Origin of the sequence: Kitasatospora sp. NPDC051164 (genome assembly GCF_044455625.1) — a bacterium.
In the GTDB taxonomy this organism is placed as follows: Bacteria; Actinomycetota; Actinomycetes; order Streptomycetales; family Streptomycetaceae; genus Kitasatospora.
Window position 1 is genome coordinate 251637 of the sequence record NZ_JBITFB010000003.1, and the last position, 26879, is coordinate 278515.

The 26879-nt window shown below is 73.2% G+C and carries 24 protein-coding genes and 1 tRNA gene; 7 read left to right on the forward strand and 18 right to left on the reverse strand.

From position 1 onward, the window contains the following. Window positions 1-23: 23 nt before the first annotated feature. From ACIBEC_RS06090 to ACIBEC_RS06145, 12 genes are all read right to left on the reverse strand, one after another. The gene (locus ACIBEC_RS06090) at window positions 24-761 is read right to left on the reverse strand and encodes an ABC transporter ATP-binding protein (protein WP_360505769.1); all 738 of its coding nucleotides are present in this window, start codon (window positions 759-761) and stop codon (window positions 24-26) included. A gap of 203 nt (window positions 762-964) precedes the next feature. Then, window positions 965-2239 carry a HAMP domain-containing sensor histidine kinase gene (locus tag ACIBEC_RS06095; protein WP_360505676.1) on the reverse strand — a complete coding sequence of 425 codons (1275 nt, stop codon included), beginning with the start codon at window positions 2237-2239 and terminating at the stop codon, window positions 965-967. Window positions 2240-2244: 5 nt separating this feature from the next. Then, on the reverse strand, window positions 2245-2967 hold the full coding sequence (gene cseB, locus ACIBEC_RS06100; protein WP_360505673.1) for a two-component system response regulator CseB: 723 nt from the start codon (window positions 2965-2967) through the stop codon (window positions 2245-2247). A 144-nt stretch (window positions 2968-3111) separates the two neighbouring features. Continuing rightward, a complete protein-coding gene (locus ACIBEC_RS06105) occupies window positions 3112-3594 on the reverse strand; it encodes a flavodoxin family protein (RefSeq protein ID WP_360505670.1) in 483 nt (160 codons plus the stop codon). 169 nt (window positions 3595-3763) lie between these two features. Further along, complete coding sequence (gene def, locus ACIBEC_RS06110; RefSeq protein ID WP_396287753.1) at window positions 3764-4417, reverse strand: peptide deformylase; 654 nt, start codon at window positions 4415-4417, stop codon at window positions 3764-3766. Between the two features lie 42 nt (window positions 4418-4459). Next, window positions 4460-5452, reverse strand: coding sequence for a hypothetical protein (locus ACIBEC_RS06115; protein ID WP_360505667.1), 993 nt, complete (start codon window positions 5450-5452; stop codon window positions 4460-4462). A gap of 368 nt (window positions 5453-5820) precedes the next feature. Next, entirely contained in the window at window positions 5821-7098 is a 1278-nt protein-coding gene (locus ACIBEC_RS06120) for an HD domain-containing protein (RefSeq protein WP_360505664.1), read from the reverse strand. Window positions 7099-7184: 86 nt separating this feature from the next. Continuing rightward, window positions 7185-8615: an HD-GYP domain-containing protein gene (locus ACIBEC_RS06125; RefSeq protein WP_360505661.1), complete on the reverse strand. Its 1431-nt coding sequence runs from the start codon at window positions 8613-8615 to the stop codon at window positions 7185-7187. Window positions 8616-8951: 336 nt separating this feature from the next. Next, window positions 8952-9377 (reverse strand): mycothiol system anti-sigma-R factor, encoded by a 426-nt coding sequence (gene rsrA, locus ACIBEC_RS06130; protein WP_360505658.1) that lies wholly within the window; start codon window positions 9375-9377, stop codon window positions 8952-8954. Then, entirely contained in the window at window positions 9374-10117 is a 744-nt protein-coding gene (locus ACIBEC_RS06135) for a sigma-70 family RNA polymerase sigma factor (RefSeq protein WP_396287756.1), read from the reverse strand. Before ACIBEC_RS06135 ends, rsrA begins: the two co-directional genes overlap by 4 nt. A gap of 306 nt (window positions 10118-10423) precedes the next feature. Continuing rightward, the gene (locus ACIBEC_RS06140) at window positions 10424-11083 is read right to left on the reverse strand and encodes an alpha/beta family hydrolase (RefSeq protein WP_360505655.1); all 660 of its coding nucleotides are present in this window, start codon (window positions 11081-11083) and stop codon (window positions 10424-10426) included. Between the two features lie 77 nt (window positions 11084-11160). Then, on the reverse strand, window positions 11161-11913 hold the full coding sequence (locus ACIBEC_RS06145; RefSeq protein ID WP_360505652.1) for an SOS response-associated peptidase: 753 nt from the start codon (window positions 11911-11913) through the stop codon (window positions 11161-11163). 138 nt (window positions 11914-12051) lie between these two features. Here ACIBEC_RS06145 and ACIBEC_RS06150 point away from each other — a divergent pair, with 138 nt between their 5' ends. From ACIBEC_RS06150 to hisN, 5 genes are all read left to right on the forward strand, one after another. Beyond that, complete coding sequence (locus tag ACIBEC_RS06150; RefSeq protein WP_360505649.1) at window positions 12052-12777, forward strand: M50 family metallopeptidase; 726 nt, start codon at window positions 12052-12054, stop codon at window positions 12775-12777. 31 nt (window positions 12778-12808) lie between these two features. Continuing rightward, a complete protein-coding gene (gene aroA, locus ACIBEC_RS06155; RefSeq protein WP_360505647.1) occupies window positions 12809-14140 on the forward strand; it encodes a 3-phosphoshikimate 1-carboxyvinyltransferase in 1332 nt (443 codons plus the stop codon). A 15-nt stretch (window positions 14141-14155) separates the two neighbouring features. After that, window positions 14156-15211 carry a ribosome small subunit-dependent GTPase A gene (gene rsgA, locus ACIBEC_RS06160; RefSeq protein ID WP_360505644.1) on the forward strand — a complete coding sequence of 352 codons (1056 nt, stop codon included), beginning with the start codon at window positions 14156-14158 and terminating at the stop codon, window positions 15209-15211. Window positions 15212-15331: 120 nt separating this feature from the next. Continuing rightward, window positions 15332-15655 (forward strand): multidrug efflux SMR transporter, encoded by a 324-nt coding sequence (locus ACIBEC_RS06165; RefSeq protein ID WP_360505641.1) that lies wholly within the window; start codon window positions 15332-15334, stop codon window positions 15653-15655. A gap of 234 nt (window positions 15656-15889) precedes the next feature. Continuing rightward, on the forward strand, window positions 15890-16687 hold the full coding sequence (gene hisN / locus ACIBEC_RS06170) for a histidinol-phosphatase (RefSeq protein ID WP_360505639.1): 798 nt from the start codon (window positions 15890-15892) through the stop codon (window positions 16685-16687). A gap of 95 nt (window positions 16688-16782) precedes the next feature. On the opposite strand, the gene ACIBEC_RS06175 is transcribed toward hisN, so the two are convergent. Beyond that, window positions 16783-18258, reverse strand: coding sequence for a catalase (locus ACIBEC_RS06175; RefSeq protein ID WP_360505636.1), 1476 nt, complete (start codon window positions 18256-18258; stop codon window positions 16783-16785). Between the two features lie 104 nt (window positions 18259-18362). Here ACIBEC_RS06175 and ACIBEC_RS06180 point away from each other — a divergent pair, with 104 nt between their 5' ends. Beyond that, window positions 18363-18776 (forward strand): Fur family transcriptional regulator, encoded by a 414-nt coding sequence (locus ACIBEC_RS06180; RefSeq protein WP_360505634.1) that lies wholly within the window; start codon window positions 18363-18365, stop codon window positions 18774-18776. Window positions 18777-18870: 94 nt separating this feature from the next. Here the strand turns inward: ACIBEC_RS06180 and ACIBEC_RS06185 are convergent, their stop codons facing one another. The 3 genes from ACIBEC_RS06185 to ACIBEC_RS06195 form a co-directional block, all read right to left on the reverse strand. Then, window positions 18871-20844 carry a tetratricopeptide repeat protein gene (locus tag ACIBEC_RS06185; protein WP_360505631.1) on the reverse strand — a complete coding sequence of 658 codons (1974 nt, stop codon included), beginning with the start codon at window positions 20842-20844 and terminating at the stop codon, window positions 18871-18873. Between the two features lie 367 nt (window positions 20845-21211). After that, window positions 21212-21285 (reverse strand) — tRNA-Met (locus ACIBEC_RS06190). A gap of 90 nt (window positions 21286-21375) precedes the next feature. Beyond that, window positions 21376-24372, reverse strand: coding sequence for a UPF0182 family protein (locus tag ACIBEC_RS06195; protein ID WP_360505628.1), 2997 nt, complete (start codon window positions 24370-24372; stop codon window positions 21376-21378). A 224-nt stretch (window positions 24373-24596) separates the two neighbouring features. On the opposite strand from ACIBEC_RS06195, the gene ACIBEC_RS06200 reads away from it, so the two are divergent. After that, window positions 24597-25169: a PPA1309 family protein gene (locus ACIBEC_RS06200; protein ID WP_360505625.1), complete on the forward strand. Its 573-nt coding sequence runs from the start codon at window positions 24597-24599 to the stop codon at window positions 25167-25169. A gap of 29 nt (window positions 25170-25198) precedes the next feature. Here ACIBEC_RS06200 and ACIBEC_RS06205 read toward each other — a convergent pair whose 3' ends face one another. Together ACIBEC_RS06205 and ACIBEC_RS06210 are read right to left on the reverse strand one after the other, a co-directional pair. Further along, on the reverse strand, window positions 25199-26308 hold the full coding sequence (locus ACIBEC_RS06205; RefSeq protein WP_360505622.1) for a PDZ domain-containing protein: 1110 nt from the start codon (window positions 26306-26308) through the stop codon (window positions 25199-25201). A 42-nt stretch (window positions 26309-26350) separates the two neighbouring features. Further along, on the reverse strand, window positions 26351-26542 hold the full coding sequence (locus ACIBEC_RS06210) for a hypothetical protein (protein ID WP_360505619.1): 192 nt from the start codon (window positions 26540-26542) through the stop codon (window positions 26351-26353). Between the last annotated feature and the right edge of the window lie 337 nt (window positions 26543-26879).

The following is a 26879-nucleotide window of genomic DNA, read 5'->3' on the forward strand; positions in this document are numbered from 1 at the left end:
AGGGGCGCGGACTCGGCGCCGGCTCAGCCGGCGAAGGACTTCATGACGTCGAGCACCCGGTCCGGCGTCGGGTGCGCCATCTCGTCGACCAGCCGCCCGTCGGCCAGGAACACCACCCGGTCCGCGTACCCGGCGGCCACCGGGTCGTGCGTCACCATGACCACCGTCTGGCCCAACTCCCGTACGGAGTCCCGCAGGAAGCCGAGGACCTCGGCCCCGGCCCGGGAGTCGAGGTTGCCGGTCGGCTCGTCGCCGAACACGATCGCGGGCCGCGCGACCAGCGCCCGGGCGACCGCGACGCGCTGCTGCTGCCCGCCGGACAGTTCGGCCGGGCGGTGGCCGAGGCGCTGGGACAGCCCGACCATCGACACCACGCGGTCCAGCCACTGCCGGTCCACCCGCCGCCCGGCGAGCGACAGCGGGAGCGTGATGTTCTCCAGCGCGGTCAGGGTGGGCAGCAGGTTGAACGCCTGGAAGATGAAGCCGACCCGGTCCCGCCGCAGCTGGGTGAGCTGCCGGTCGCCCAGGCCGCCCAGTTCCGTCGTACCGATCCGGACGGAGCCCGACGTGGGGGTGTCGAGACCGGCGGCGCAGTGCATCAGGGTGGACTTGCCGCAGCCGGACGGGCCCATGATCGCGGTGAACTCGCCCTCCCGGAAGGCGATGCTCACCCGGTCCAGCGCCGTGACCCGGGTGTCGCCGTTGCCGTAGACCTTCGTCAGGTCGGCGGTGGCGGCCGCGATCCCGGGTGTGGTGTGCAGGGTGAGGGAGTTGGCGGTCACGAGGGACTCCGTCTTCGAGGTGCGGATCGGTGCACTTCGAAGGGTGTCCGGTGCACGTATCAGGCCCCTGGGCCGCCGTGTATCAGCGCCCGCGCCAGTCGGCAGCAGTTCGGTAGCAAGCGGCTGTCCAGCACGCGGTTGTGCAGCAAGCGTTGGGTAACAAGCGGTCGTGCGGCAGCGCGTCAGTCCGGCAGTCGCAGGGTGGCGACCGCGCCGCCGTCCGCGGCGTTGGCGAAGCTCAGCTCCGCGCCGAGCAGTCGGGCCTGTCCTGCCGCGATGGTCAGGCCGAGCCCGTGGCCCGTGCCGCGCTCGGCGGCGCCGGTCCGGAACCGGCGTGGGCCGTGCCGCAGCAGGTCGGCGGGGAAGCCGGAGCCGTGGTCACGCACGACGACGGTACGTCCCTCGACCGTGACCAGCACCGGGGCGGCCCCGTGCCGGTGCGCGTTGACGACGAGGTTGCCGACGATCCGTTCCAGCCGCCGGGGGTCGGTCTCCACCGACGCCGACAGCGAGGATGCCGCCGACGCCGTGTCAGCCTCGGAAACCGCTGCCACGCAGACCTCGGCCTCGAACCCGGTGCGCGCCACGGCCTCCCGGACGACGGCGCCCAGCGGCACCCGGGCCCGTACGGGCTGTTCCGCCCCGGCGTCCAGCCGCGAGATCTCCAGCAGGTCCTCGACCAGTCCGCGCAGGTCGCGCACCCGCGCCCGGATGAGGTCCTCCGTCTCGCCGGGCGGCAGCAGGTCGGCGGCGGCGAGCAGCCCGCCGATCGGGGTGCGCAGCTCGTGTGCCACGTCGGCCGTGAACTGCCGTTCCGTCCGGAGCAGTCGGCCGAGGCTGTCGGCCATCGCGTCCACCGTCGCCGCGATGTCCGCCACTTCGTCGTCGCCCTTGGTGGGCCCGGTGCGGGCGTCGAGGTCCCCGGCGGAGATACGGTCCGCGGTCTCGGCGACCCGCCGGAGTCTGCGGGCGAGCAGCCCGGCCCCGTACACCGCGGCCGGCGTGGCCACGGCGAGGGCGAGCAGCGAGGCCACCGCCATCGCCACGTCCAGCCGGGGCAGATCGGACAGCTCCGGGCCCATGTTGATCCGTACGGCCAGCACCGGGCTGCCCGGGCCGCCGGTGCGCTGGGCGGCCCAGGCGCTCGGGCCCGCGTTGCCCTCGACGCGTCCGTCGTACGCGGTGTGCCGGTTCCCGTCGGCCGGGTGCCGCAAGCCGGCGGGCAGGTCGGCCGGGTCGAGTTCGGCGCCGTCGGCCAGTGCTCCGGTGCGCCGGTAGACGTCCATGGCCGAGTACACGGCGTTGAAGGCCCGCGCCTCGGCCCGGCTGCGGATGTCCTGGGCGGTCCACAGGTGCACCAGCACGCCGACCGCCGCCGCGACCAGGCAGGCGGTGGCGGCGGCGAGGGCGGCGATCTTCCAGCGCAGCGAGGTCCGACGCCGACGGAGCGTACGCATCGCGTTCAGCGCTTGAGCTTGTAGCCGAAGCCGCGGACCGTCTCGATCCGCTCCCGGCCGAGCTTGCGGCGCAGCCGCTGCACGCACAGGTCCACCACCCGGCTGTCGCCGTCCCAGCCGTACTCCCAGACGTTGCGCAGCAGCGTGTGCCGCTCCAGCACCACGCCGGGGTGGGCGGCGAACTCCAGCAGCAGCTTGAGTTCGGTCGGGGTCAGCGCGACCGGGAGTCCGCCGACGGACACCTCCATGCCGGCGGTGTCGACGGTCAGGTCCCCGAACACCAGGACCTTGCCCCCGCCCTCGGCAGCGGCAGCGGCCTCGGGCGAGGGGACGGGTGTGTACGTCGCCCGCCGCAGCAGCGAGCGGATGCGCGCCACCAGCACGTAGGTGTCCACGGGCTTGACCACGTAGTCGTCCGCCCCGGCCTCCAGTCCGGCGACGACGTCGAGCCCGTCGCCGCGCGCGGACATCATCAGCACCGGCACCAGGCTGGTCTCCCGGATCCGGCGGCACAGGCCGATCCCGTCGAGTCCGGGCAGCATCACGTCGAGGACGAGCAGGTCGAACTGCTCGGCCCGGAACAGCTCCAGCCCCGTGAGGCCGTCGGCCGCGGCCGTCATCTCGTAGCCGTAGCGTTCCAGCGCGACAGTGAAGGAGCGGCGCATCAGGTCGTCGTCCTCCACCAGCAGCACGCGGACCGGGCGCGGGGGCGGTGCGGGCGAGGACACGGGCGGCGGGCTCCAGTTCACTCGGCGGCGGACAAGGGAACGATACGGCAGATACCGGACGCGCCCGCCGTGTGGAACCGGTCGACGGCAGACCGAGCGCTCGCTGATACCCACCCGATACGGAACCCGCCCGAAGAGCCCGGCTCACCCAGCGCTGCCGCCGGGGCCGTCCGCCCGCAGCCCCTCGGCGAACGCGCGCGCCGCCGCCAGGTCGTCGCCGTCCGGCCGCGCCTTGTTGATGCCGCCGACGAGCTTGAAGGGGAGCCAGGTGTCGAAGGCCCGGCAGGAGAAGGCGCCGGCCACCTCGAAGCCCTTCCGTTCGAGCTGCCGCACCAGGGGGCGGGTGAAGGGCCGGACCGGCAGCTCCGGCAGCCCGCTGGTGGCGAACACGAACGCCCGCTGACCCTGCCCCTGCCCCTGCCGCTGCCCCTCGGGAGCCCGCTCGGGAACCGACCGGACGAAGTCGCGCAGCCGTGGGTGGAACTGCCCCGTGAAGATCCCCGAGCCGAAGCCCACCAGGTCGTAGCCGGAGAGCCCGGCCGCGTCGACCTGTTCGGGCTCGACCACCGGGGCCGACAGCACCCGGCCCATGGCTTCGGCGATCCTCCTCGTGTTTCCGTGGGACACGGACGCGCACACGATGACGGCCTTCACGACGGTTCCCCTTCCGTTCGGTCACTTCCGAGGAATGGACCGGACGGGGCGGGAGAACGTGACATCGTCGGCCGGGAACGCCGAAGGCCGGCGCGGAAGGGTCCGCGCCGGCCTTCGTCGAAGTCCGACAGCCGCTCCGCCGTCAGGCGTTCGGCACGGTCGCGTACTTCGCCGTGCCCTCGGCCATCTGCTTCAGGGCGTCCTTGCGGTCGCGCTTGGACAGCTTGTCGATGTAAAGGGTGCCGTACAGGTGGTCGGTCTCGTGCTGCAGGCAGCGGGCGAAGAAGCCGGTGCCCTCGACGCGGATCGGCTTGCCGTCCTTGTCGACGCCGGTCACGGCGGCGTAGTCCGGGCGCGGCAGCTCGGCGTAGGCGGTGGGGACGGACAGGCAGCCCTCGTTGCCGTCGTCGAGGAGGCGCCGGCGGTCGGCCGGGTACTCCTCGAGCGTCGGGTTGATCACGTGGCCGATGTGGCGCACGCCCTCGTCGTCCGGGCAGTCGTAGACGAAGACCTTGAGGTCCACGCCGATCTGGTTGGCGGCGAGGCCGACGCCCTCGGCGGCGTACATGGACTGGAACATGTCGTCGATGAGCGCGGAGAGCTCGTCGTCGAAAGCGGTGACGTCCTTGACCTCGCGGTGCAGGACGGGGTTGCCGACGACGGTGATCGGACGGGCGGTGCCCCTGCCGAGGTCGGGCTCCTCGCCGACCACCTTCACGGGAGCCTCGGGCGCCGCCCCCTCCACGTCGTGCTCGTGCTCGTGCGAGTGGTCGTGCTGCTCGGCCTGGTCCGCCATGTCTTCCGCTTCCATAGGTCTACACGTACCTCACCAGGGTACTCAGCAGACTTCTTCGAGATCCCGGTAAGCCCGGGTTCCCGGGGAGCCGGTGACCCAGCGGTCCAGCAGGACCCGCACCAGGTGGGCGGGGGCGGCGATCCCGCACTCGCGCTCGACCAGCCAGGACATCCCGGCCGCGCCGCCCTGGCTGAGGTGGCTGAGGTGGCCGGGGTGGGCGGCGTCGCCGTCGTCGTGCGGGTCGTGGTGGGCGGCGACCCCGTCGTCGGAGGCCATCCGGCTCTCCGAGCAGGCGCGGCAGAGCAGCCGTACCGAGGAGGTCCAGTCCTCGGCGGCGTAGCCGGCGTCGGCGACGAGCCGCTCCAGAGCGTCACGGTCCCCGGCCGTGGCGGCCTGCAGCAGCACCACGTAGGTCGGCACCGGGGAGGGCGCCCACAGCTCGATCTCGTCGAACACGGGGTAGGCGACGCCGTCGGTGACCCGCTCGCCGTGCGGGGCGCCGTCGTGCAGCACCACCTCGCCCCAGCGGCGGCCGGAGGAGGGCAGCGGGATGGAGAGGACCTCGATCCGGGCCGGGTCCAGGCGCCGGCCCCAGACCACCTCGGACTCGCCGTCCGGGGAGAGCCGCACCGGGGTGGTGCCGAGGTCCAGGCTGACCGGACCGTCGGGCTGCCCGCCGGGGCCGCCCGGCAGCTTGAGCCCGTACGCCTGCCAGGCGCGGCGTGCCAGCGGCCAGTCCTGCAGGGCGGTGGCGGTGATGCCGAGGTTCCACCAGTCGGGGGCGCCGTGTTCGCGGTCCAGCAGGGCGACGGCACGCAGGCCGGCCGAGCGGGCCTGCTCCCAGTCGCGGCGGAACTTGTGCAGGAGGGCGAGGTTGAACCAGGAGTCGGAGAGCCAGGGCTCCAGGTCGGCGGCCATCACCAGCAGCGCGCCGGCGTCCTCGTAGCGGCCGTCGCCGATCAGCGTGAAGGCCCGGTCGGTCGTCTGCCGCCAGGTGGCGGACGGCCGGTGCCGTGCCCGGTGGAAGATCCTCACGTTCGTCCCTGCCGTCGTCGTCCGCTCAAGTCCCGTGCCACCCGTGCCCGTACCGTCTTGGACGGCGTACGGGGCTCGGTGCCCCGGTCGGTGTTCCACGCTACGACCGCATCCAACCACGCTCGCCCCCGCCCGCGCTCCCCACCGCCGAGGTTGGGGCCGCCCCTCCCCAGCCTGCCCGCCCGATCGCGCCCTCTCAACCCCTGGCGGGGCGGACCCCGTTCGGCGGACCGAAAACCCCGGGCCGACGGCCCCGCTCCCCCGCCCGCCCCGGCCACGGGCCCGGGCCCCGACGTCCGGCCTGCGGCCCCGAGCCGAAGCCCCGAACTGCAGCCCCGAACCCCGGCCCTGACCTGCAGCTCCGAACCTCAGCCGCGGGCCTGTCCGCCGACCCGGGCCAGGGCGTCCACCACCCGGGCGTCGAAGACCCGGCCGCGGCCCAGCCGGATCACCTCCAGCGCCTCCAGCCGCCCGACCGCCTCGCCGACGCCCCGGCCGCGGGCCGCGGTGAGCAGGTCGTCGTGGGCGTTGGCGACCCGGATGATCCGGGCCGCGAGCGGCACCGGGCCCTCGCCGCCGGCCGGCCCGGCGCAGGGGTCGGCCAGCCGGGCGACCTGCTCGGCGACCTGCCGGGGCACCCCGGTGCGGCTGATCACCTCGCTGCCCAGCCGGGCGATCCGCTGCTGCTCGGCGCAGGGCAGCACCGCGGTGGCACCGTCCGGCACCGGTTCGACCAGGGAGAGCTGGCCGACGTCGTGCATCAGCGCGGCGTACTCCAACAGGGCGAGCTCGCGGGTGCCCAGGCCCAGCTCGCGCCCGAGGGCGCACGCCGTGTCCGCGACCCGGCGCGCGTGCCCGTGCGGGGTGTAGCCGGCCACCTCGGTGGCCCGGGCGAGGCTGGCGATGGTCTGCCCGGTGGTGGCCCGCACCGCCGCGGCGCGCCGGAAGGACACCTGGGCGAGCAGCAGCGGGGTGCAGAACAGCGGCAGCGCCCAGAGTCCGACCTCACCGGCCGCGAGGCTGACCAGCATGCCGGTGGCGACGATCGCCGAGCCGATGCCGAACAGCGAGCGCAGCTCGTCCTCCAGTGCCGCCGGGAACCGCAGTCCGCCCCCCGAACGGCGCAGGAGGGCCGCCAGGGTCGCGTCGCACAGCGCGGCCAGCGCGGCGACGGCCGTCAGGAACGCCCCGTACGCCGGGCCCTCGGGCGAGAAGCGGTCGACCAGGCCGCCGTTGTACAACGGCTGGAAGACGGCGGCCGCGAAGCCGACGGCGAGCAGCCGACGGGCGGCGCTGTCGCGACGGGCCGGGTCGGCCCAGGGCGGGCGGCGGTACGGGCGGTCGGGGTGGTGCGGCAGGGCGAGCCCGGGCAGCCAGGCCAGCAGCAGGCCGACGCCGGTCGCCGCGACCACCTGGAGCGTCCCGTGCGCGGTCGGCACTCCGCGCAGCGGCCCGAGCAGCGCGTAGGCCAGCGCGCCGGCCGCGCCGATGGGCGCCTGTTCGCGATCCCCCGGAAGGGTGATGCGGACGCATTCGCCGAGCGCGATCAGCGCGATGAACGCCAGCGCGACCCTGGGCTCCGCGACCCCGCGCACCGCGACCGCGCCCAGCGCGAGCGCCAGCAGCGCGGCGGCGGCCACGTGCACGGCGCGGGCGGTGGGCCCGCACGCCGTCCGGCCGGGGAGCGTCCGGCCGCGGGCCCTGCGGCCGAGGACCGCGCGCCCGGGCGCCGTCACGACTGCCCGGCCGCGGGGACGCCGCCCTGGGACGGCACCCGGGAGGGAGCCGCCCGAACGGGTTCGGGCACCCCGAGCGGGATGTCCGGGACGGCCCGCACGCAGTCCTCGGAGTGCACCACGGGCTGCCAGTCGTGCACGGCCAGCGCGTCGATCAGCGCCCGCACCATCACCGGGTCGAACTGGCTGCCCGAGCAGCGTTCCAGCTCGGCCACCGCCTCGGCGACCGGGCGGCCGCGCCGGTAGGAGCGGGTGGAGGTCATCGAGTCGAAGGCGTCGGCGACCGAGATGATCCGGGCGAACTCGGGGATCTGCTCGCCGGCCAGCCCGCTCGGGTAGCCGCGGCCGTCCATCCGCTCGTGGTGGTGCAGGATCCCGGCGTGCGCCTCGCCGAGGAAGTCGATCCCGCGCACCAGCTCGTACCCGTACACCGGGTGGATCTCCACGGCCCGGCGCTCCGCCTCGCTGAGGGGACCGTTTCTGCGCAGCAGCTCGGTGGCCACCCCGAGCTTGCCGACGTCGTGCAGGATCCCCGAGAAGCGCAGGGTGCGCAGCCGCTCGGCCTCCATGCCGAGCTGAGTGGCGATCAGCACCGAGGCCCGGCCGACCCGTTCGCTGTGCCCGCGGGTGTACGCGTCCTTGATCTCCACGGCCTGCACCAGCGACTGCACGGTGGCCTGGTGGGCGTCCTGCTCACGCTGGCCCTGGGCGAACACCCAGGCGGAGATGGACAGCGGCAGCAGCGCCAGCAGCGCCGCGAACGCGCCGTACGGGCCCTGCCACAGCACGGCGACCATCAGCCCGCCGGCCGCGTGCACCAGCACCGGCAGTCCGCACACCGAGCAGGCCCCGCGCAGCAGCACCCCGGCCCCGCGGCCCTCGCTGAGCATCACCATCACGCCCACCACCACGCCGTTGACCAGGCAGAACGCGGCGACGGCGGCGAAGCCGGGCAGCAGCGCGGCCGGGAAGCGGGAGCCCAGCAGCAGCTGCGGGCCGCACAGCAGGTGGAACACGACCGAGGAGGTGAAGGCGCACAGCGCGAGCTGGGAGCCGTTGAACAGCTGCCGCCCTCGGCAGCCGGGCCCGCTCGGGCCGCCGAGCAGCGCGGCCGGGGCGGCGACCAGGGCGGCGGCAGCCGGAGGGAGCATCAGGACCCCGGCGAACAGCACCGGGAAGAAGGCGTTCGCCCCCGGCCGGGCGGGCACCCGCCCGGGCGGTGCCGGGCGGCGCAGCAGTCGGCGCACCAGCACCAGGCATGGCGTCGGCAGGCCCTGGGCCAGTGACTCCCAGCAGCCGTGCAGGAAGGCCAGCAGGCCGACCTTGGGCCAGTCCACCGGTTCGCCGAGCCAGCGCGGCACCCCCGGGGTGGCCCCGGCGGGCAGCAGCGGCACCAGGCAGCACAGTGCCGCCACCGGGACGGCCACCAGGTAGCGCGCCGCACCCGGCGGCAGGGTCGCGCCTCCACTGTCGGTAGCGATCTCGGCCTCCCCGCCGTCCGGGCCCGTGTTGCCTCAGCGCGCCGGGCGAACCGACGGTGAGCGTCCGTCAGGAGGATAGGCCGCTGTCCGGGCGCGGGGACGCATGATCGCGCAATGGCGCAGTTGGCGCACCGCCAACTCACCCGTACGAGTGACGGCGCATGCGAGCAGAACGGGAGCGGCCCCGGGAGCGCACGCTCCCGGGGCCGCTGAACTCCCTGATGACCGAACTCGCTGACTACCGCGCTCGGCCGGTGACCGCCCGGACGGCGTGACGGCCGGTCACTCCGCCGGGGCGCCCGCCTCGACGGGCGCGCCGGGGCGCCCGGCCGGCTCGTCGCCGGCCCCGCCCTGCGCCGCCTTCGGCGTCGGCCTGGGCGCCGGCCGGGCGGACTCGACGTGCACCTCGACGGCGCTCTCCGCCGCGACCACCACCGGCTCGCCCGAGCGCTGCCCGGCCCGGATCGAGTCGATCCTGGCGAGCACCTTGCTGCGCAGGTCGGCCGGGGTGTCGTCGCACCCGCAGGAGCGCTTGATCAGCGCCTTGATCGCCTGTTCCAGCCCGTACTGCTTCAGGCAGGGCGAGCACTCCTCGAAGTGCACGCGCAACTTGGCGCAGTCGCCCTCGGCCATCTCGTTGTCGAGGAATTCATAGAGGTGGTCGAGGACCTCGCCACACTCGGTGTCGTGCGGATCGCCGCAGCTCATGAGCCCGAGCCCTTCGCTTCCTGCCCTGCCCCGCTGCCGGCCGGGACCAGCCCGCGCTCACGGGCGTAATCCTCCAGCATGCCGCGCAGCTGACGGCGGCCGCGGTGCAGTCGGGACATCACCGTACCGATGGGAGTACCCATGATGTCCGCGATCTCCTTGTACGCAAAGCCTTCTACGTCCGCGAGATAGACGGCGATCCGGAATTCCTCCGGGATGGCCTGGAGCGCGTCCTTCACATCGCTGTCGGGGAGGTGGTCGAGCGCCTGGGTCTCCGCCGAGCGCAGACCGGTCGACATGTGCGACTCGGCCCTGGCCAGCTGCCAGTCCTCGATCTCCTCCGCCGCGGTGCGCTGGGGCTCCCGCTGCTTCTTGCGGTACGAGTTGATGAACGTGTTGGTGAGGATGCGGTACAGCCAGGCCTTGAGGTTCGTGCCCTCGCGGAACTGGTGGAAGGACGCGTACGCCTTGGCGAACGCCTCCTGGAGCAGGTCCTCCGCGTCGGCCGGGTTGCGCGTCATGCGCAGCGCCGCCGAGTACATCGGATCCAGGTAGCCCAGGGCGTCGCGCTCGAAGCGCTCCCGCCGGGCCTGCTCGCTCTCCTCCGCCGACACCCGGTAGGTGTCCTCACCGATCGCCTCGGCCAGCTCTTCACCGGTGAGCGCCTCGCCCGCAGGCCGGACCTCCTCCGGGCCACCGCCCGGCTCGGCCTCGTGCTCGGTCCCGACGACCGGACCCACCTCCTCGGCATGACGGCCACGGCCCACAGCGGGCCGCCCAGAAATGGAGGATATCGGGCTGACGGGCTTCTCGCCCGCGTCAATCCACTCCGACCAGGAGGGGACGAACGCCGTGGTGGCCTCGCGCTCCTCAGGCCGTTCGGGGCACGCGATCGAACCCATCTGCCCTGCCTCTCACCGGTGATCGTGCTGACGACGGTGTCAACCACACCGGCCCCGCCCGCATTCCCGCCTCACCCGCGGACCTCATTCCAAGGGTGAGCGACCGGAAACTCCCTGCTCACAGCGGTCGCCGCGGCCACGCCCTCACCCGCGGGCCACCAGGGCCAGCACCCAGTCCCCCACCGCCGCGCAGATCAGGTCCAGCACCTCGTCCTGCCCCACCGGCGCCCGCTTGGGCACCTCGAAGCCGTGGCTGCCGTACGGCACCGCCACCAGCTCGTGCCCGGCCGACAGCTCCGGGAACTCCTCCGGCCCGCCGAACGGATCCGCCACGCTCTGCACCACCAGCGTCGGCAGCCCCGACTCCAGCAGTTCCTCCGCCCGGCTCTTCTCCGGCCTGCCCGGCGGGTGCAGCGGGAACGCCAGCGCCACCACCCCCACCGCCCCGGTGGCCACCCCCGTCCGGCAGGCCACCCGCGCCCCGGCGCTGCGCCCGCCCACCACCAGCGGCAGCCCCTGCCCGGCCAGCCGCTCGGCGACCGGCCGCCAGCCGAGGTCCAGCGTCTTCGGCGCCGGGCCCAGCTTCTTGCCCGCCACCCGCCAGGGCTGCTCGACCAGCGCCACGGTGATCCCGCGCTCCGGCAGCTTCCCGGCCAGCGCCACCAGGTCCCGGGCCCCGATCCCGCCGCCCGCGCCGTGGCCCAGCGCCAGGACGGCCTTCGGCGCGGCCGCCCGGTGGTAGGTGATCCGGGCCTCCCCGGCCTCGGTGGGGACGGGTTCGGTGGGGACGGGTTCGGTGGTCATCTCCGCTTGCTCCCAACGCGCTTCAGCACAGGTTCAGGACAGGTTGCAGGACAGGTTGTAGGACTGCCAGGAACAGCTCAGAACAGGGTGGTCTCGTACTCGACCTCGGTCCACGGCTCCTTGAGCTCCGGGCCGTTGTTGCGGATGCTGCCGACCGCCGGCGACACCGGGGTGGCCAGCAGCGCGCCGGGCGGCGGGGGTATCAGCAGCCGGCGCAGCCCGTCCGGGTCGGTCAGCCGCGGATCCAGCCACTCGTCCCAGTCCTGCGGGTCGAGGAACAGCGGCATCCGCTCGTGGATCGGCGCGAGCGTCTCCTCGGCGTCCGTGGTGACGATCGTGAACGTCACCAGCCAGGCCTCCGGGTGCCCGGGCGGTACGGCCCGGTCGCGCCAGAACTCGTACAGCCCGGCGAGCGCCAGCGGGGTGCCGTCCGCCCGGGAGACGAAGTACGGCTTCTTGCGCGCCTTGCCCCGCTCGCCCGGCACCGTCTGCCACTCGTAGTAGCCGTCCACCGGCAGGATGCACCGGCGCGCGGCGAAGGCCTGCCGGTAGGAGGACTTCTCGTGCACCGTGTCCGACCGGGCGTTGATCATCTTCACCGCCGTCTCCGCGGTGCTCGACCACTGCGGCACCAGCCCCCAGCGCAGCACCCGCAGCTGCCGCACCGCCCGCGGCCGCTCCCGGCCCGTCCGCTCCAGGACCACGAACGCGCTGTCGGTCGGCGCGACGTTCCAGTTCGGGTCCAGGGTCTCCTCGGGGTCCCACTGCTCGACGTCGAACAGCTCGACGATGGCCTCGGGCTTGCTGCTGGCTGCGAACCGACCGCACATGCGGGCCAGCTTGCCATGCCGCCGGTTCTCACCACCTCTTCATCCCCGGACCAGAACCGCCCGCTCCCGCCCGCCCGTCCCCGCATGGGAGGCTGCCCCGAACGGCCCAACGCAGCGAACGGAGGCGGGGAAGATCACATGAGCACCGACGACCAGACCCTGAGCGCCCTGTGGGACCACGTCACCGGCAGCCAGCCCGCCCCGCCCGGCTGGCTGGTCCTGGCCACCGGCGCCGCCGCCCTGCTCGCCGTCCTCGCCCGCCCGCTCTGGCACGTCACCCGCAACGCCGTCACCATCGCCCACGAGGGCGGCCACGGCCTGATCGCGCTCGCCACCCGCCGCAAGCTCGCCGGCATCCGGCTGCACTCCGACACCTCCGGCCTGACCCTCTCCTACGGCCGCCCCACCGGCCCGGGGATGATCCTCACCGCCGCCGCCGGCTACACCGCCCCCGCCCTGCTCGGGCTCGGCTGCGCCGCCCTGCTCGCCGCCGACCGGATCACCCTGCTGCTCTGGCTGGCGATCGCCCTGCTGCTCGCCCTGCTCCTGCGCATCCGCAACGCCTTCGGCCTCTTCACCGTCCTGGTCGCCGGCGGCGCCTTCTTCCTGGTCTCCTGGTTCGGCAGCGCCGAGGTCCAGGCCGGCTTCGCCTACCTCGGCTGCTGGTTCCTGCTCTTCGGCGCCGTCCGTCCCGTCCTGGAGCTCCAGCACCAGCGCCGCGTCGGCTGGGCCCGCGACTCCGACGCCGACCAGCTCGCCCGGCTCACCCACGTCCCGGCCCTCGCCTGGGTCACCGTCTTCCTGCTCACCGCCCTCGCCTGCCTCGCCCTCGGCGCGAGCTGGCTGCTCCAGCCGCTGCATTAGAGGGCGCTCGGGCGGCCCCTAGACTTGCCACATGACCGAGACCCTGTGGCCCGCCCCCGTCGCCACCAGCCCCGTCGACGCCACCGTCACCATCCCCGGCTCCAAGTCGGTCACCAACCGGGCCCTGGTGCTGGCGGCTCTCGCCGAGAAGCCCGGCTGGGTGCGCCGTCCGCTGCGCAGCCGCGACTCCCAGCTGATGGCCGACGGCCTGCGCGCCCTCGGGGTCACCATCGAGGAGACGGTCAACAACGACGCGGGCGGCACCGGCGGCGGCGAGGCCTGGCGGGTCATCCCCGCGCCCGCGCTGCTCGGCCCCGCCTCGGTCGACGTCGGCAACGCCGGCACGGTCATGCGCTTCCTGCCCCCGCTCGCCGTCCTCGCCGACGGCCCGGTGCACTTCGACGGCGACCCGCGCTGCTACGAGCGCCCCCAGCACGGCGTGATCAACGCCCTGCGCGCGCTCGGTGCCCGGATCGACGACGGCGGCCGGGGCGCGTTCCCGCTCACCGTCCACGGCACCGGTTCCCTGGACGGCGGCCCGGTCGAGCTGGACGCCTCCTCCTCGTCCCAGTTCGTCTCCGCCCTGCTGCTCTCGGGCGCCCGCTACAACCACGGCATCGAGGTCCGGCACGTCGGCGGCCCGGTGCCGTCGCTGCCGCACATCCGGATGACCGTGGAGATGCTGCGCCTGGCCGGGGCCCAGGTCGACGCCCCGGAGGACGGCGGCGAGAAGGATGTCTGGCGGGTCACCCCCGGCGCCCTGATCGGCCGCGACCTGGTGGTGGAGCCGGACCTGTCCAACGCCGCGCCGTTCTTCGCCGCCGCCCTGGTCACCGGCGGCCGCGTCACCGTGCGGGACTGGCCCAAGCACACCTCCCAGCCCGGCGACCAGCTGCGCGAGATCTACACCCGGATGGGTGGCGCCTGCGAGTTCACCGACGAGGGCCTGCAGTTCACCGGCACCGGCCGGATCCACGGCATCGAGGCCGACCTGCACGACGTCGGCGAGCTCACCCCGGTGATCGCCGCGGTCGCCGCGCTCGCCGACTCCGAGTCTCACCTGTACGGCATCGCCCACCTGCGGCTGCACGAGACCGACCGGCTCGCCGCGCTCGCCAAGGAGATCAACGACCTCGGCGGCGACGTCACCGAGACCGAGGACGGCCTGCGGATCCGCCCGCGCCCGCTGCACGGCGGCATCTTCCACACCTACGAGGACCACCGGCTGGCCACCGCCGCCGCCGTGCTCGGCCTGGCCGTGCCCGGTGTCGAGGTCGAGAACGTCGCCACCACCGCCAAGACGCTGCCCGACTTCCCCGGGATGTGGGCCGAGTTGCTCGGCGAAGCGGCGGCGGGCGCCTGAGCGGAGACTTGAGCCATGCGCCGCTACGGCAAGGACGCCGACGAAGACGACATCCGCAACCGCCCCGCCCGCCGGGGCTCCCGGCCGCGGACCCGCATCCGGCCCAAGCACGACGACGCCGCCGAGGCGATGGTGCTGACGGTCGACCGCGGCCGGGTCACCTGTCTGGTCGACCCGGGCACCAAGCAGGAGCGCGAGGTCGTCGCCATGAAGGCCCGTGAGCTGGGCCGTAAGGGCGTCGTCGTCGGCGACGTCGTCAACATCGTCGGCGACCTCTCCGGGGACGCCGACACGCTCGCCCGGATCGTCCGGGTCGAGGAGCGCAGTTCGGTGCTGCGGCGCACCGCGGACGACGACGACCCGTACGAGCGGATCGTCGTCGCCAACGCCCAGCAGCTGGCGATCGTCACCGCGCTGGCCGACCCTGAGCCGCGCCCCCGGCTGATCGACCGCTGCCTGGTGGCCGCCTACGACGCGGGCATGGAGCCGCTGCTGGTGCTCACCAAGTCCGACCTGGCCCCGGCCTCGACACTGCTGGACTCCTACGCATCGCTCGGCATCCAGTACGTGGTCACCCGCCGCGACGAGCTGGAGACCACCGGCGCCGAGGCGGTCCGCGCGTACCTGCGCGGGCGTTCCACGGTGTTCATCGGCCACTCCGGCGTCGGCAAGACCACCCTGGTCAACGCCCTCGTCCCGGACCGCCAGCGGCAGACCGGCCACGTCAACGCGGTCACCGGCCGCGGCCGGCACACCACCGTCTCCGCTCTCGCGCTGCGGCTGCCGCCGCCGCCCGGTGCCAAGCCGGGTTCCAAGAAGGCGCTGAACCCGGGCTGGGTGATCGACACCCCGGGCTTCCGCTCCTTCGGCCTCTCGCACATCGACCCGTCCCGGGTCATCCTCGCCTTCCCCGACCTGGAGCCCGGCACGGCCGAGTGCCCGCGCGCGTGCAGCCACGACGAGCCGGACTGCGCGCTGGACGCCTGGGTCGCCGACGGCCACGCCGAGGCCGCCCGGCTCTACTCGCTGCGCCGTCTGCTGGCCAGCAAGGAGACCCGCGAGGACGACTGAGCCTTCGCTCACTCCCGGGATCCGTGGCCCGTTCGAGGTGTCGGACCGCGCCCGCCTGGCGATCATAGGAAAGTCGGGCCGGGCACGGTCCGACCCGTCGATCGACTGGGAGGGCACGCGATGGCATGGGCCCTGGTGGTCCTGGCCGGCCTGCTCGAGACCGGCTTCGCGATCAACCTCAAGCTCAGCGAGGGCTTCACCAAGCTCTGGCCCACCGTCAGCTTCTGCGTGTTCGCCCTCGGCAGCTTCGGCCTGCTCACCCTCTCCCTGAAGAGCCTGCCGATCGGCCCCGCCTACGCGGTGTGGACGGGCATCGGCGCGGCCGGCACCGCCATCTACGGCATGGTCTTCCTGAACGAGGCCACCTCGGTGCTCAAACTGGTCTCGATCTCCCTGGTGATCACCGGTGTCATCGGCCTCCAGCTCAGCGGCACCGTGCACTGAATACTCGCCTTGATACACGCCCACTCGCCTCCGGGGGCGCTCGGACCCGGTGCCGACGGTCGGCGCTCCGTCGCTCGTGCCTCGCTTGTCGCTTCTCCCTTTCGGCACCGGCGCGCCCCTTCGGCTCGGGGCGGTTGCTCGCCCACTCGCCGACACAGCGCGCCCCCGGACGGCCCCGTCCCGCTCCGCGAGCCCCGCTGTGCCGATCGGGGCGGGCTCGCTAGGGTTTCGGACATGGCCGACTACCACGACGATCTCCGACTCGCCCACGTCCTCGCCGACTCGGCCGACTCGGTCACCCTGGAGCGCTTCCGCGCCCTCGACCTGAAGGTCGAGACCAAGCCCGACCTCACCCCGGTGAGCGACGCCGACAAGGCCGCCGAGGAGCTCGTGCGTAGCGTGCTGCAGCGCGCCCGCCCGCGTGACGCGATCCTGGGCGAGGAGTTCGGCCTGCAGGGTTCCGGCCCGCGCCGCTGGGTGATCGACCCGATCGACGGCACCAAGAACTACATCCGCGGCGTCCCGGTCTGGGCCACCCTGATCGCCCTGCTGGAGGACGGCCCGGACGGCGTCGAGCGCCCGGTGGTCGGCATCGTCTCCGCCCCCGCGCTGCAGCGCCGCTGGTGGGCGGCCAAGGACCTCGGCGCCTTCGCCGGCCGCAGCCTGACCAAGGCCTCCCGGATCCACGTCTCCGGCGTCTCCCGGATCGAGGACGCGTCCTTCTCCTACTCCTCGCTCACCGGCTGGGAGGAGCGCGGCCGCCTCGACCCGTTCCTGGATCTCACCCGCGCCTGCTGGCGCACCCGCGCCTACGGCGACTTCTGGTCCTACATGATGGTCGCCGAGGGCGCCGTGGACATCGCCGCCGAGCCCGAGCTGTCGCTGTGGGACATGGCGGCCAACTGCGTCATCGTGGAGGAGGCCGGCGGCCGCTTCACCGGCCTGGACGGCATCCCCGGCCCCGGCGGCGCCGACGCCGTCGCCTCCAACGGCGTGCTGCACGAGGAAGCGCTGCGCCGCCTGAGCGTCTGAACGTCCGAACGCCTGAACCGCCCTGACATGGTTGCAGGCCCTGTGACCAGTGGGAGCTGGTCACAGGGCCTGCCGCTTTCTCGGCCCGGCTGCTGCTACTGCTTGCGCAGCTCCCGGACCGCCGTCTCCAGCCGCTGCCCGTAGTCGGCGTCGGCCTGGCGGAAGTTGTCGATCGCCCGCTCCACGATGTCCTCGCGGTCGGCCGAGACCTTGGCGATGAAGCCGGCCAGGTTGGCGATCAGCCGCTGCTTCTCGTCCTCCGAGTACAGCCGGTACAGGTTGCCCGCCTGCACGAAGTCGTCGTCCTCGGCGTGCGAGGGCGCCACGTGGGTGCCGGTGAGGCCGTCGACGGCGGTGGCGGCCCACAGCGGGCGGCCGGTCTGGACCGGGCCGCCGAAGCTGTTCGGCTCGTAGTTCTTCTGCCGCCCGTGGCGTCCGTCGTACAGGTGGCCGTCGCGGCTGTTGGTGCGGGCCTCGGTGGCGTGCGGACGGTTCACCGGCAGGTGGTCGGCGTTGATGCCGACCCGGTAGCGGTGGGCGTCGGCGTACGCGAACAGGCGGCCCTGGAGCATCTTGTCCGGGGACGGGCCGATGCCGGGCACGAAGTGCGCCGGGGAGAAGACCGACTGCTCGACCTCGGCGAAGACGTTGTCGGGGTTGCGGTTGAGCTCCAGCCGGCCGATCTCGATCGGCGGGTAGTCGGCGTGCGGCCAGACCTTGGTCAGGTCGAAGGGGTTGAAGCGGTAGGCCGCCGCGTCGGCCGCCGGCATGATCTGGACCTGCACCGTCCAGCTGGGGAAGTCGCCGCGCTCGATGGACTCGCGCAGGTCGCGCTGGTGGCTGTCGGGGTCCTCGCCGGCGAGTGCGTTGGCCTCGGCCTGGGTGAGGTTGCGGATGCCCTGGTCGGTCTTGAAGTGGTACTTGACCCAGAAGTGCTCGCCGGCCTCGTTCTGCCACTGGAAGGTGTGCGAGCCGTAGCCGTTCAGGTGCCGGTAGGAGGCCGGGATGCCGCGGTCGCCGAACAGCCAGGTGACCTGGTGGGTGGCCTCGGGCGACAGGCCCCAGAAGTCCCAGACGTTGTCGGCCTCCTGCGAGCCGCTGTACGGGTCGCGCTTCTGGGTGTGGATGAAGTCGGGGAACTTGATGGCGTCCTTGATGAAGAACACCGGGGTGTTGTTGCCGACGAGGTCGTAGTTGCCCTCCTCGGTGTAGAACTTCAGCGCGAAGCCGCGCGGGTCGCGCACCGCGTCGGCCGCGCCGAGGTTGCCGGCCACGGTGGAGAAGCGCAGGAAGACCTCGGTCTGCTTGCCGATCCCGGAGAGGAAGGCCGCCCGGGTCCAGGGCGTCACGTCGGCGGTGACCGTGAAGGTGCCGTAGGCCCCGGCGCCGCGGGCGTGCACGACGCGCTCCGGGATCCGCTCACGGTTGAAGTGCGCGAGCTTCTCGAACAGCAGCTGGTCCTGGATCAGGGCCGGGCCGCCGATGCCCGCGGTCTCGGTGTTCTGGTTGTCGGCGACGGGGGCACCCGCCTCCGTGGTGAGGGTCGGGCGCAGCTCGTCCTGCGTGGTCATAACGGGTGCCTCCACGGGGTCGGTCGTGATGACACGATCCTAACTTGGACTTTGTCCAAGTCAATACTGGAATCAATCCCGGACTCTGACTTACTCTGGTGGCCATGAACGACCTGCTGGAGAGACTGCGCGAACGCGGCTGGCGGCTGACCTCGCAGCGCCGGGTCGTGGCCGAGGTCCTCGACGGCGAGCACGTCCACCTCACCGCCGACGAGGTGCACGCCCGCGCGACGGCCCGACTGCCCGAGATCAGCCGCGCCACCGTCTACAACACGCTCGGTGAACTGGTCGCCCTCGGCGAGGTCCTGGAAGTCGCCACCGACGGCCGCGCCCGGCGCTACGACCCCAACGCGCACCGCGCCCACCAGCACCTGGTCTGTTCCGGCTGCGGCGCGATCCGCGACGTCCACCCGCACGGCGACCCGCTCGCCGCGCTGCCCGCCGCCGAGCGCTTCGGCTTCACCGTCACCGCCGCCGAAGTCACCTACCGCGGCCTGTGCCCCGACTGCCGCCCGTAGAGCGACAGTTGGGCGCGCCCTTACGCGCCCAGCCCGAACGTCCGGCCCCCGAACGCCCAGCCCCTGGTCGGGCAGTCCCCGAACGGGCGGCCCGCTACGCGCTCAGCTCGGCGTGCAGCGCGCCCAGCAGGCGCCCGGCCCGCTCCGCCACCTCGGCCGGGCCGTAGTCGATCGCCCGCCGGCACCAGTTCTCCGCCTGCACCGGCTCGCCCCGGCGCAGCGCCAGCAGCGCGAGGCGCAGCGCCGCCCGCCCGTGCCCGGCGTCGGCGGCCCGGGTGTACCAGAGCATCGCCTCGGCCTCTCTGTCCTGGCGGGCCAGCAGCAGCCCCAGGTTGAACGCGGCGCTGCGGCTGCCGGCCTCGGCGGCCCGCCGGTACCAGCTCTCGGCGATCTCCAGCGCCCCGCGCTCGGCCGCCCGCACGCCCATCCGCACCTGCGCCCGCCGGTGCCCGGCGTCGGCCGCCAGCGCGTACCAGTGCTCGGCCTCGGCGTCCGCGTCCCCGCGCCGGTCCAGCAGCGAGGCCAGCCGGAACGCGCCCTCGGCCGAGCCGCCCGCCGCCGCCTGCCGGTAGCGGTCCAGCGCCCCGGCCAGGTTGCCGCGCTGCTCCTGGACGACGGCGAGCTGCAGCGCCGCCTCGCCGTGCCCCTCGGCGGCGGCCCGCGCGTACCACTCCTGGGCCTGCCGCTGCTCGCCGCGCCCGGCGTGCAGCACACCGAGGTTGAAGGCGCCGTCGACGCTGCCGGCCTCGGCGGCCTTGGAGAACCACGGCTGGGCCCCGGACTCGTCGCCGCGCTGCAGCAGCAGCACGGCCAGCGCGTTGCAGGCCTCCCGGTGCCCGGCGTACGCGGCCCGGCGGTACCACTGCTCGGCCTGCTGCTCGCGACCGGTGCCGGCGCAGAGCAGGCCGAGGTTGAAGGCGCCGTTCTGGTCGCCCGCGTCCAGCGAGACCCGGTACCAGCGCTCGGCCTCCTTGGCCTCGCCGCGGCTCGCGTACAGCGCTCCCAGCGCGTTGGCCGCGTTGCCGTCCCCGGCCTCGGCGGCCTCCCGCCACCACTCGGCGGCGGCCTCGATGTCCCCGGAGTCGCGCAGCAGGAAGCCCAGCGCGCAGGCCGCGCGCGGCTCCCCGTTCTGCGCGGCCTGCCGGTACCAGCGGGCCGCCTCCTCCGCCGGGGACCGGTCGGCACGGGCGCGCTCCTCCAGCAGCACGCCCAGGCGCAGCGCGGCGCGGGCGTGGCTGCGGGCGGCGGCGGTGCGGTACCAGGCCTCGGCGGTCTCCTTGTCCCCGGCGGCCTCGCGCATCCGGCCCAGCCGGTAGGCGCCCTCCCGGTGCCCGGCGTCGGCGGAGACCTTGAACCAGCGCTCGGCCCGGACGTCCCGCCGGTGTTCCATCAGGTCGCCCAGGGCGTAGGCACCGAGCGGGTGGCCGTGGTCGGCGGCGAAGTGCAGCCAGTACTCGGCGGCCTCCTCCTCGCCCTGGTCGCGCAGTTGCAGGCCGAGCGCGTGCGCGGCCGGGGCGCTGCCCGCGACGGCGGCCTGGCGCCACCACTGGCCGGCCTCGGCCCGGTGGCCCTGCTGGTGCAGCAGCACGCCGAGGTTGTTGGCGGCGGCGCGCACCCCGGCCGCCGCGGCGGCGCGCAGGTACGGTTCGGCGTCCTCCAGGTCGCCGCGGCGCAGCAGCAGGGTGCCCAGCCGGCCGGCGGCCTCCGGGTCCCCGCCGTCGGCGGCCTGCCGGTGCCGGGCTTCCAGCGCGGCGGACTCGCGGGCGGCGAGCGCGGTTTCGAAGCTGGTGGGGTCCAGGCCCGCCGGGTCGAGGGCGGCGCCGGCGGCCGGCTCCTCGTCGGTCCGTTCCCCGTACGCGCCGACGGCGGCGGCGAAGTGACGGGTGGGCACGTGGACCAGGCTGTCGGGGCCGTAGCCGGGGGTGGGGCGTTCGGACAGTCCGCTGGTGCGCTGGGCCGGCAGGGCTCCGGGACGGCTGTCGGGGGCCTCTGCGCTCTCCGCCCAGGCATCGGTGTCCGCCTCGGCTGCCGCCGCTGACTTGGCGCCTGACTTGCCGATCAGCCTCATGCCGACTCCCGCTCCCCCAGAGTGTCGCGGCATCGTGCCCCGGCGTGCGGCCGGGGGGACTCCCAGGGGAGGCGCCGGACCCGACGGCCGATCAGCAGCCGTGCACCGTCCCCCATGTGTCCCATCGTCGCATCACCCGCTACCCGCGTACACCTGCCCCGCCCGAATTCCGGTGGGGCCGACCCGAAGCCGACGGAATTGCTTCGACGCTTTGTCGATTTCCCGACACTTCGACCTCACAAACCCCACTGCCGTCTTCCTTGGCGACGGTCGATAGTACCGGAGCGGTTCCCACCGCTTCTGCGCGAAAACACCCCGGGAAACACCAGAGGCCCGGAGGAAGGATCCTCCGGGCCTCTGGCCTTTGTAGCGGGGACAGGATTTGAACCTGCGACCTCTGGGTTATGAGCCCAGCGAGCTACCGAGCTGCTCCACCCCGCGTCGGTAGTTGAACCATAGCACGGGCGCGGGGTGGAACGGAAAACGGTTACCGCAGCTCAGCGGGCCACCGCTGAGGGCTCTGCCGCGGCCTTACGGCTGGGGACTCGGTGATCCCCCGCCGGTGGCTCCCGGGGCGGGGGTACCGGTCGGGGTGGGCGCCGGGCCGCCGCGGGCCGCCTCGGCCGCCTTCAGGGCGTCGCCGAGCGCCTTCTGGGCGTTGCCGTAGGCCACCCAGTCGCCGTTCTTGAACGCGGTCTGACTGTCGTTGTACGCCTTCGCCGCGTCGGACAGCGCCTTCTGCAGCTCCGGCGAGATCGTCCCGCCCGGGGCCGGCGTGGCCGGCGCGGTGGGCGTGGGCGTCGCCGGGGACGTCGGGGAGGTCGGCGTCGTCGGCGATGTCGGGGTCGTCCCGCCGCCCGGGCTGGACGGCGCGACCGGCGTGGCCGGCGGGGCCTGCCCGGCGAACAGCTTCGTCAGCGCGGCCTCCAGGGTGTTCTCGAACGCCACGTTGTCGTCCCCGTACACCGCCAGGACCTTCTGCAGCGTCGGGTACTTGGCGCCGCGTCCGCGCACGTACACCGGCTCGACGTTGAGCAGGCCGCCGCCGACCGGCAGGGTCAGCAGGTTGCCGTACTCGAGCTCGGTGTCACCGCCGGTCTTCAGGGCGTAGATCTGCGAGGCCACCTCCTGACGGGAGTTGAACTTCGACTGCACCAGTCCCGGGCCGGGGGCGCCGGACTCGCCGGTCATCTTCAGGACGCGGATCTTCCCGTAGTCGTCGCCCGGGTCGGCGTTGACGGCCATGAACGCCGCCAGGTTGGGACGGCCGTTGGGCACGAAGGTACTGGTCAGCGAGAAGCTCGCGTTGGCGGCGTCCGGCGTGCGCACCGTCACGTAGTACGGCGGCTGGACCTGCTTGGTGTCACTGGTCGGGTCCACCGGGACCTGCCAGATGTCGCTGCCGTTGAAGAAGGAGTTGGAGTCGGTCACGTGGTACTGGCCGAGCAGGTCGCGCTGCACCTTGAACATGTCCTGCGGGTAGCGCAGGTGCGGCAGCAGCGACTGCGGGATGTCCGCCTTGGGCTCGACGGTGCCGGGGAAGGCCTTCATCCAGGTCTTCAGGACCGGGTCCTTCTCGTCCCACTGGTAGAGCTTCACCTCGCCGGTGTAGGCGTCCACCGTGGCCTTGACCGAGTTGCGGATGTAGTTGACCTGGTTGGCGACGGTCAGCAGCTCACCGCGCTGGTTGGTCAGCGAGTCCTTGGTCGCGGCGCCCAGCGTCGTCTTCGAGGAGAACGGGAAGCCGTCCGAGGTGGTGTAGCCGTCCACCACCCACACCACGTGGCCGTTCTGCACCACCGGGTACGGGTCGGCGTCGATCGACAGCCACGGCGCGACCTTCTCCACCCGCTCCTTCGGCGTGCGGTTGTAGATCACCTTGGCGCCGTCGGTGATCGCCCCCGCGTACAGGATCTGCGGCTCGGCGAAGCGCACCGCGTACGCGGCCCGGGTGACCGGGTTGTCCAGCGAGACACCGCTGTCGCCGCCGTACGTGTACTCCACGTTCTGGCCGGTCTTGGTGTCGGTGTAGTCGATCTCCTTGTTCGCGCCGCCGACGATCGAGTACGTCGTCGTCTTCTCGCCGTAGTAGATCCGCTGCTGGTAGTCGCCGAGCGCGCCGGTGGCCGGCAGACCGGACTCGGTGAACACCGGCCCGCCCTTGTCGTCGACCTGGTTGCCCTTGGCGACCGCCGCGCCGTAGCCGTGGGTGTACTTGAAGTGGTCGTTGATCCAGTTGCGCTGCACGCCGTTGAGGTCCAGCTCGCGCAGGCCGATCACGGTGTCCTGCTTGTCCGCGCCGCTGCCGTACCGGTCCACGTCCAGCGTGCTCGGGAAGGCGTAGTAGTTGCGCTGCTGCTCCAGCGACTGGAACGTCTGCGACACGATGTTCGGGTCCAGCAGCCGCACGTCCGCGATGGTCTGCGCATCCGGCTTGAGCGCGTCACCGTTGGTCGACCCCTGCGGGCTGTACGGCGTGGTCTGCGCGGCCGCGATCCCGTACGCCTGCCGCGTCGCGTCGATGTTCTTCTGGATGTACGGCGTCTCCTTGGCCTGCTCGTTCGGCTTGACCTGGAACTGCTGCACGATCGCCGGGTACAGGCCGCCGATCAGCACCGCCGACAGGACCATCAGCCCCAGCCCGATCAGGGCCGGCGCCCAGGTGCGGCGGATCGGGGTCAGGAAGAACAGCACCGCGCAGATGATCGCGACGAAGAACAGGATGGTCTTGGCCGGCAGGAACGCGTTGGCGTCCACGTAGCGCAGGCCCGTCCAGCCCGAGACGCCCTTGTACGCGCCGGTCTTGACCGCCAGCGCGTACCGGTCCAGCCAGTAGGCGACGGCCTTCAGCAGCACGAACACGCCCAGCAGCACCGCCAGGTGCCCCTGCGCGCCCGCGCTCGCCCGCCGGCCCGGGCCCTGCAGCCGCAGCCCGCCGTACAGGTAGTGCACCAGCGCCGAGGTCAGCAGCGAGACGATCACCGCGCTGAACGCGAAGCCCAGCACGAACTCGTAGAAGGGCAGGTCGAAGGCGTAGAAGGAGACGTCCATGCCGAACTGGGCGTCCTTCTCCCCGAAGGACGTCGCGTTGGTCCACATCAGCCAGGTCCGCCACTGGCCGGACGCCGCGGCACCCGCCACCAGGCCGATCACCAGCGAGATGCCGATCAGCGCCCAGCGCTTGAACGGCGCCAGGCCCGTCCGGTAGCGGTCCAGGCTCTGCTGCTCCACCGACATCGCCGACAGCGGCGGCCGAAGCCGGTGCGCCAGCCAGATGTTGAAGCCGACGATCGCCGCCATCAGCAGGCCGAACACCGCGAACAGCCCGATCTTCGTCCACAGCTGGGTGGTGAAGACCGAGGAGTAGTGGACCGACCTGAACCACAGCCAGTCCGTCCAGAACCCCGCGAACATGACGAACAGCAGGAACAGCACCGCGAGTACGCCCAGGGTCAGCAGGGCGACCCGCGCCCGCCGGGAGGGCGGGCCCACCCTTCGCCGGAAACCCGGCCCTGAGCGTTCCGGCATCTGGAATACCACGGTGGCACCTCAGCTGTGTCGTCTGGATATCGATCGGTCGTCAGAGCAACTTAACCAGGCTTTGGCCGAGTTCCCACCGTTAGCAGACGGTTACGACGGCGCCCCGCCCCCGGCCGTCTCCGCCCGCCGTGTCCCGGGGCCGGTCCGCACCACCCGGCCCCCGCCGGACCGCCCGGGCGAGCGCGTCCCGCCCGGCGTGTGAGGATTGAGGCATGTCCGACGCGTCTGATCTCAACAACTCCCCCGACGACGTCTCCAAGCTCCCGGCCGCCTCCCCGCTCACCCGGGCCGCGCTGGAGATCGACGAGTACGCCTCCACCCTCGGCTGGGACCTCCCGGCCCGGCTGTTCGCCCTGGTGGACAGCGCCGCCCTGCGCAAGGCCGACCCCCGGATCGCCAAGCAGCTCGGCCTCGCCGACAGCGACGAGCCCGGCCTGACCCCGGTCGAGCAGGACGAGCTGCCGGCCGGCATGGAGCTCGACAAGTTCCTCGGCACCATCGCCTGGCCCGACGCCGTGGCCGGCTGTGCCCTGGTCGTCGAGCGCCTGATGCTGCCCCCGGGCGCCGAGCAGTCCCGCCCGCGGGGTGCCAGCGACGCCCAGCTCGCCGACTGGGTGGCCAACCACCCCAAGCGCGAGGAGGTGCGGATCACCGCCGCCGTCCTGCGCGACGGCAAGAAGGAGATCGCCCTGCGGCTGCGTTCCAAGGACGTCGCCCGCGAGGTGCTGACCGGCCCGGACCTGGTGCCCGGCCTGACCGACGCGCTGCTGGCGACCTTCTCGTAGGACGGTCGCCGGGGGCCTTCCCCCGAGCGCTACTTGGCGCAGGACGGCAGCGCGGAGGTCTGCCCGGAGCGGACCTGCTCCAGCGACTTCAGCGCGCCGTCCAGCGTGTCCGTCTTGATCAGGGTCAGCCCGGACGGGACGTTCTTGGTCGCCTCGGCGCAGTTCGAGGACGGGGTGAAGAAGTACTGGGCCCCGGCGTCCCGGGCGGCGATCAGCTTCATCGATATCCCGCCGATCGGGCCGACCTTGCCGTCGTCGTCGATGGTGCCGGTGCCCGCGACGAACCGGCCGCCGGTGAGGTCGCCGCCCGGGGTCAGCTTGTCGATGATGCCGAGCGAGAACATCAGGCCGGCGCTCGGGCCGCCGACGTCCTGCAGGCCGATGTCGATCTGGAACGGGTAGGTGTGCCGGATCCCGGTGCCGATGCCGACCACCGCGAGCTCGGCCCGCTCGGCCGGCGCCTTCGGGTCGAGGTCCCTGGCCCGGACGGTCGGGACGGTCACGTCCGTCCGGTTCCCCGGGGCGGCGCCGTTGCCGGCGGCGTCCTTGACCCGCGGCACGACGGTGAAGACCACCGACTCGCCCGGCTTGTGCTTGGTGACGACGGCGACCACCTGCTCGACCGAGCCGACCGGCGTCCCGTCGACGGCGACGATCTGGTCGCCCGCGTGCAGCTTGCCTTCGGCCGGTGCTCCGGCGGTGACCGACTTGACGATCAGCTCGCTGCCGACCGGGATGCCCAGCTGCTTGAGCGCCGCGGTGCGGGCACTGTCCTCGGAGGAGGCGAACTCCTCGGCGTTCTGCTGCTTCGCGTCCGCGTCCGTCTGACCCTTCGGGTAGACGTTGTCGTGCGGCACCACCAGCACGTCGTCGCGCAGCCAGCCGACCACCGCGTTGACCAGGCTGGGCTCGTACTTGGCCCCGGTGACCTGGACGGTCGTCATGTTGAGGTGCCCGGTGGTCGGGTAGGAGTCGTGGCCGGCGACGCTGATCACCGGCTTGCCGCCCTGGTTGCCGAGCGTGTTGTACGTCGGCCCCGGGCTCATCTCCGTGTACGGCACCTTCATCAGCACCGAGACGCAGAGCAGTGCTATGAGCAGCAGGGTGGCAGCGAGCATCGTCGCGGAGCGGCGTGGCATGCCTCGACAGTACGGGACGCGGGTGACGCGACGCCCGGCGGGCTACCGGCCGGAACGCTCACCGGGGGCCGCGGCCCCCGCTGTGGTGCGCTCCATGGCGGCCATGAAGCGCCGGTGCTCGGCGAGCGAGGCAGGGTCCCCCGTGGCTCTCGGGGCCCGCTGGGCCCAGCCCGCCCAGAGGGCCGCGGCCAGGACGGCGACTACCGGAATGATCAACCAGGCGAGCGCACCCATGTCAGTACTCCCAGCTCGTCGTGTCTATGAGCAGATTAACCACTCCGGCGGACAACGCGGCCGGCGCCGTCCGGGTTACGGGACGGCCGATCGGCTCACTTCCAGGGAGTATTCGGGGCGCCGCCGCGAACCCGTTCGGGTGATGCCCCGGCGCGCCTGACCCGACAGACGCGCGGGACATGCGGGCGGTTCCGCGGCGCAAGCCGCTTCGTGGCAGGTGCGAGCGGCTCCACGGCGAGTGCGGCTCCACGGCGAGTGCGGCTCCACGGCGAGTGCGGCTCCACGGCGAGTGCGGCTCCACGGCGAGTGCGGCTCCACGGCGAGTGCGGCTCCACGG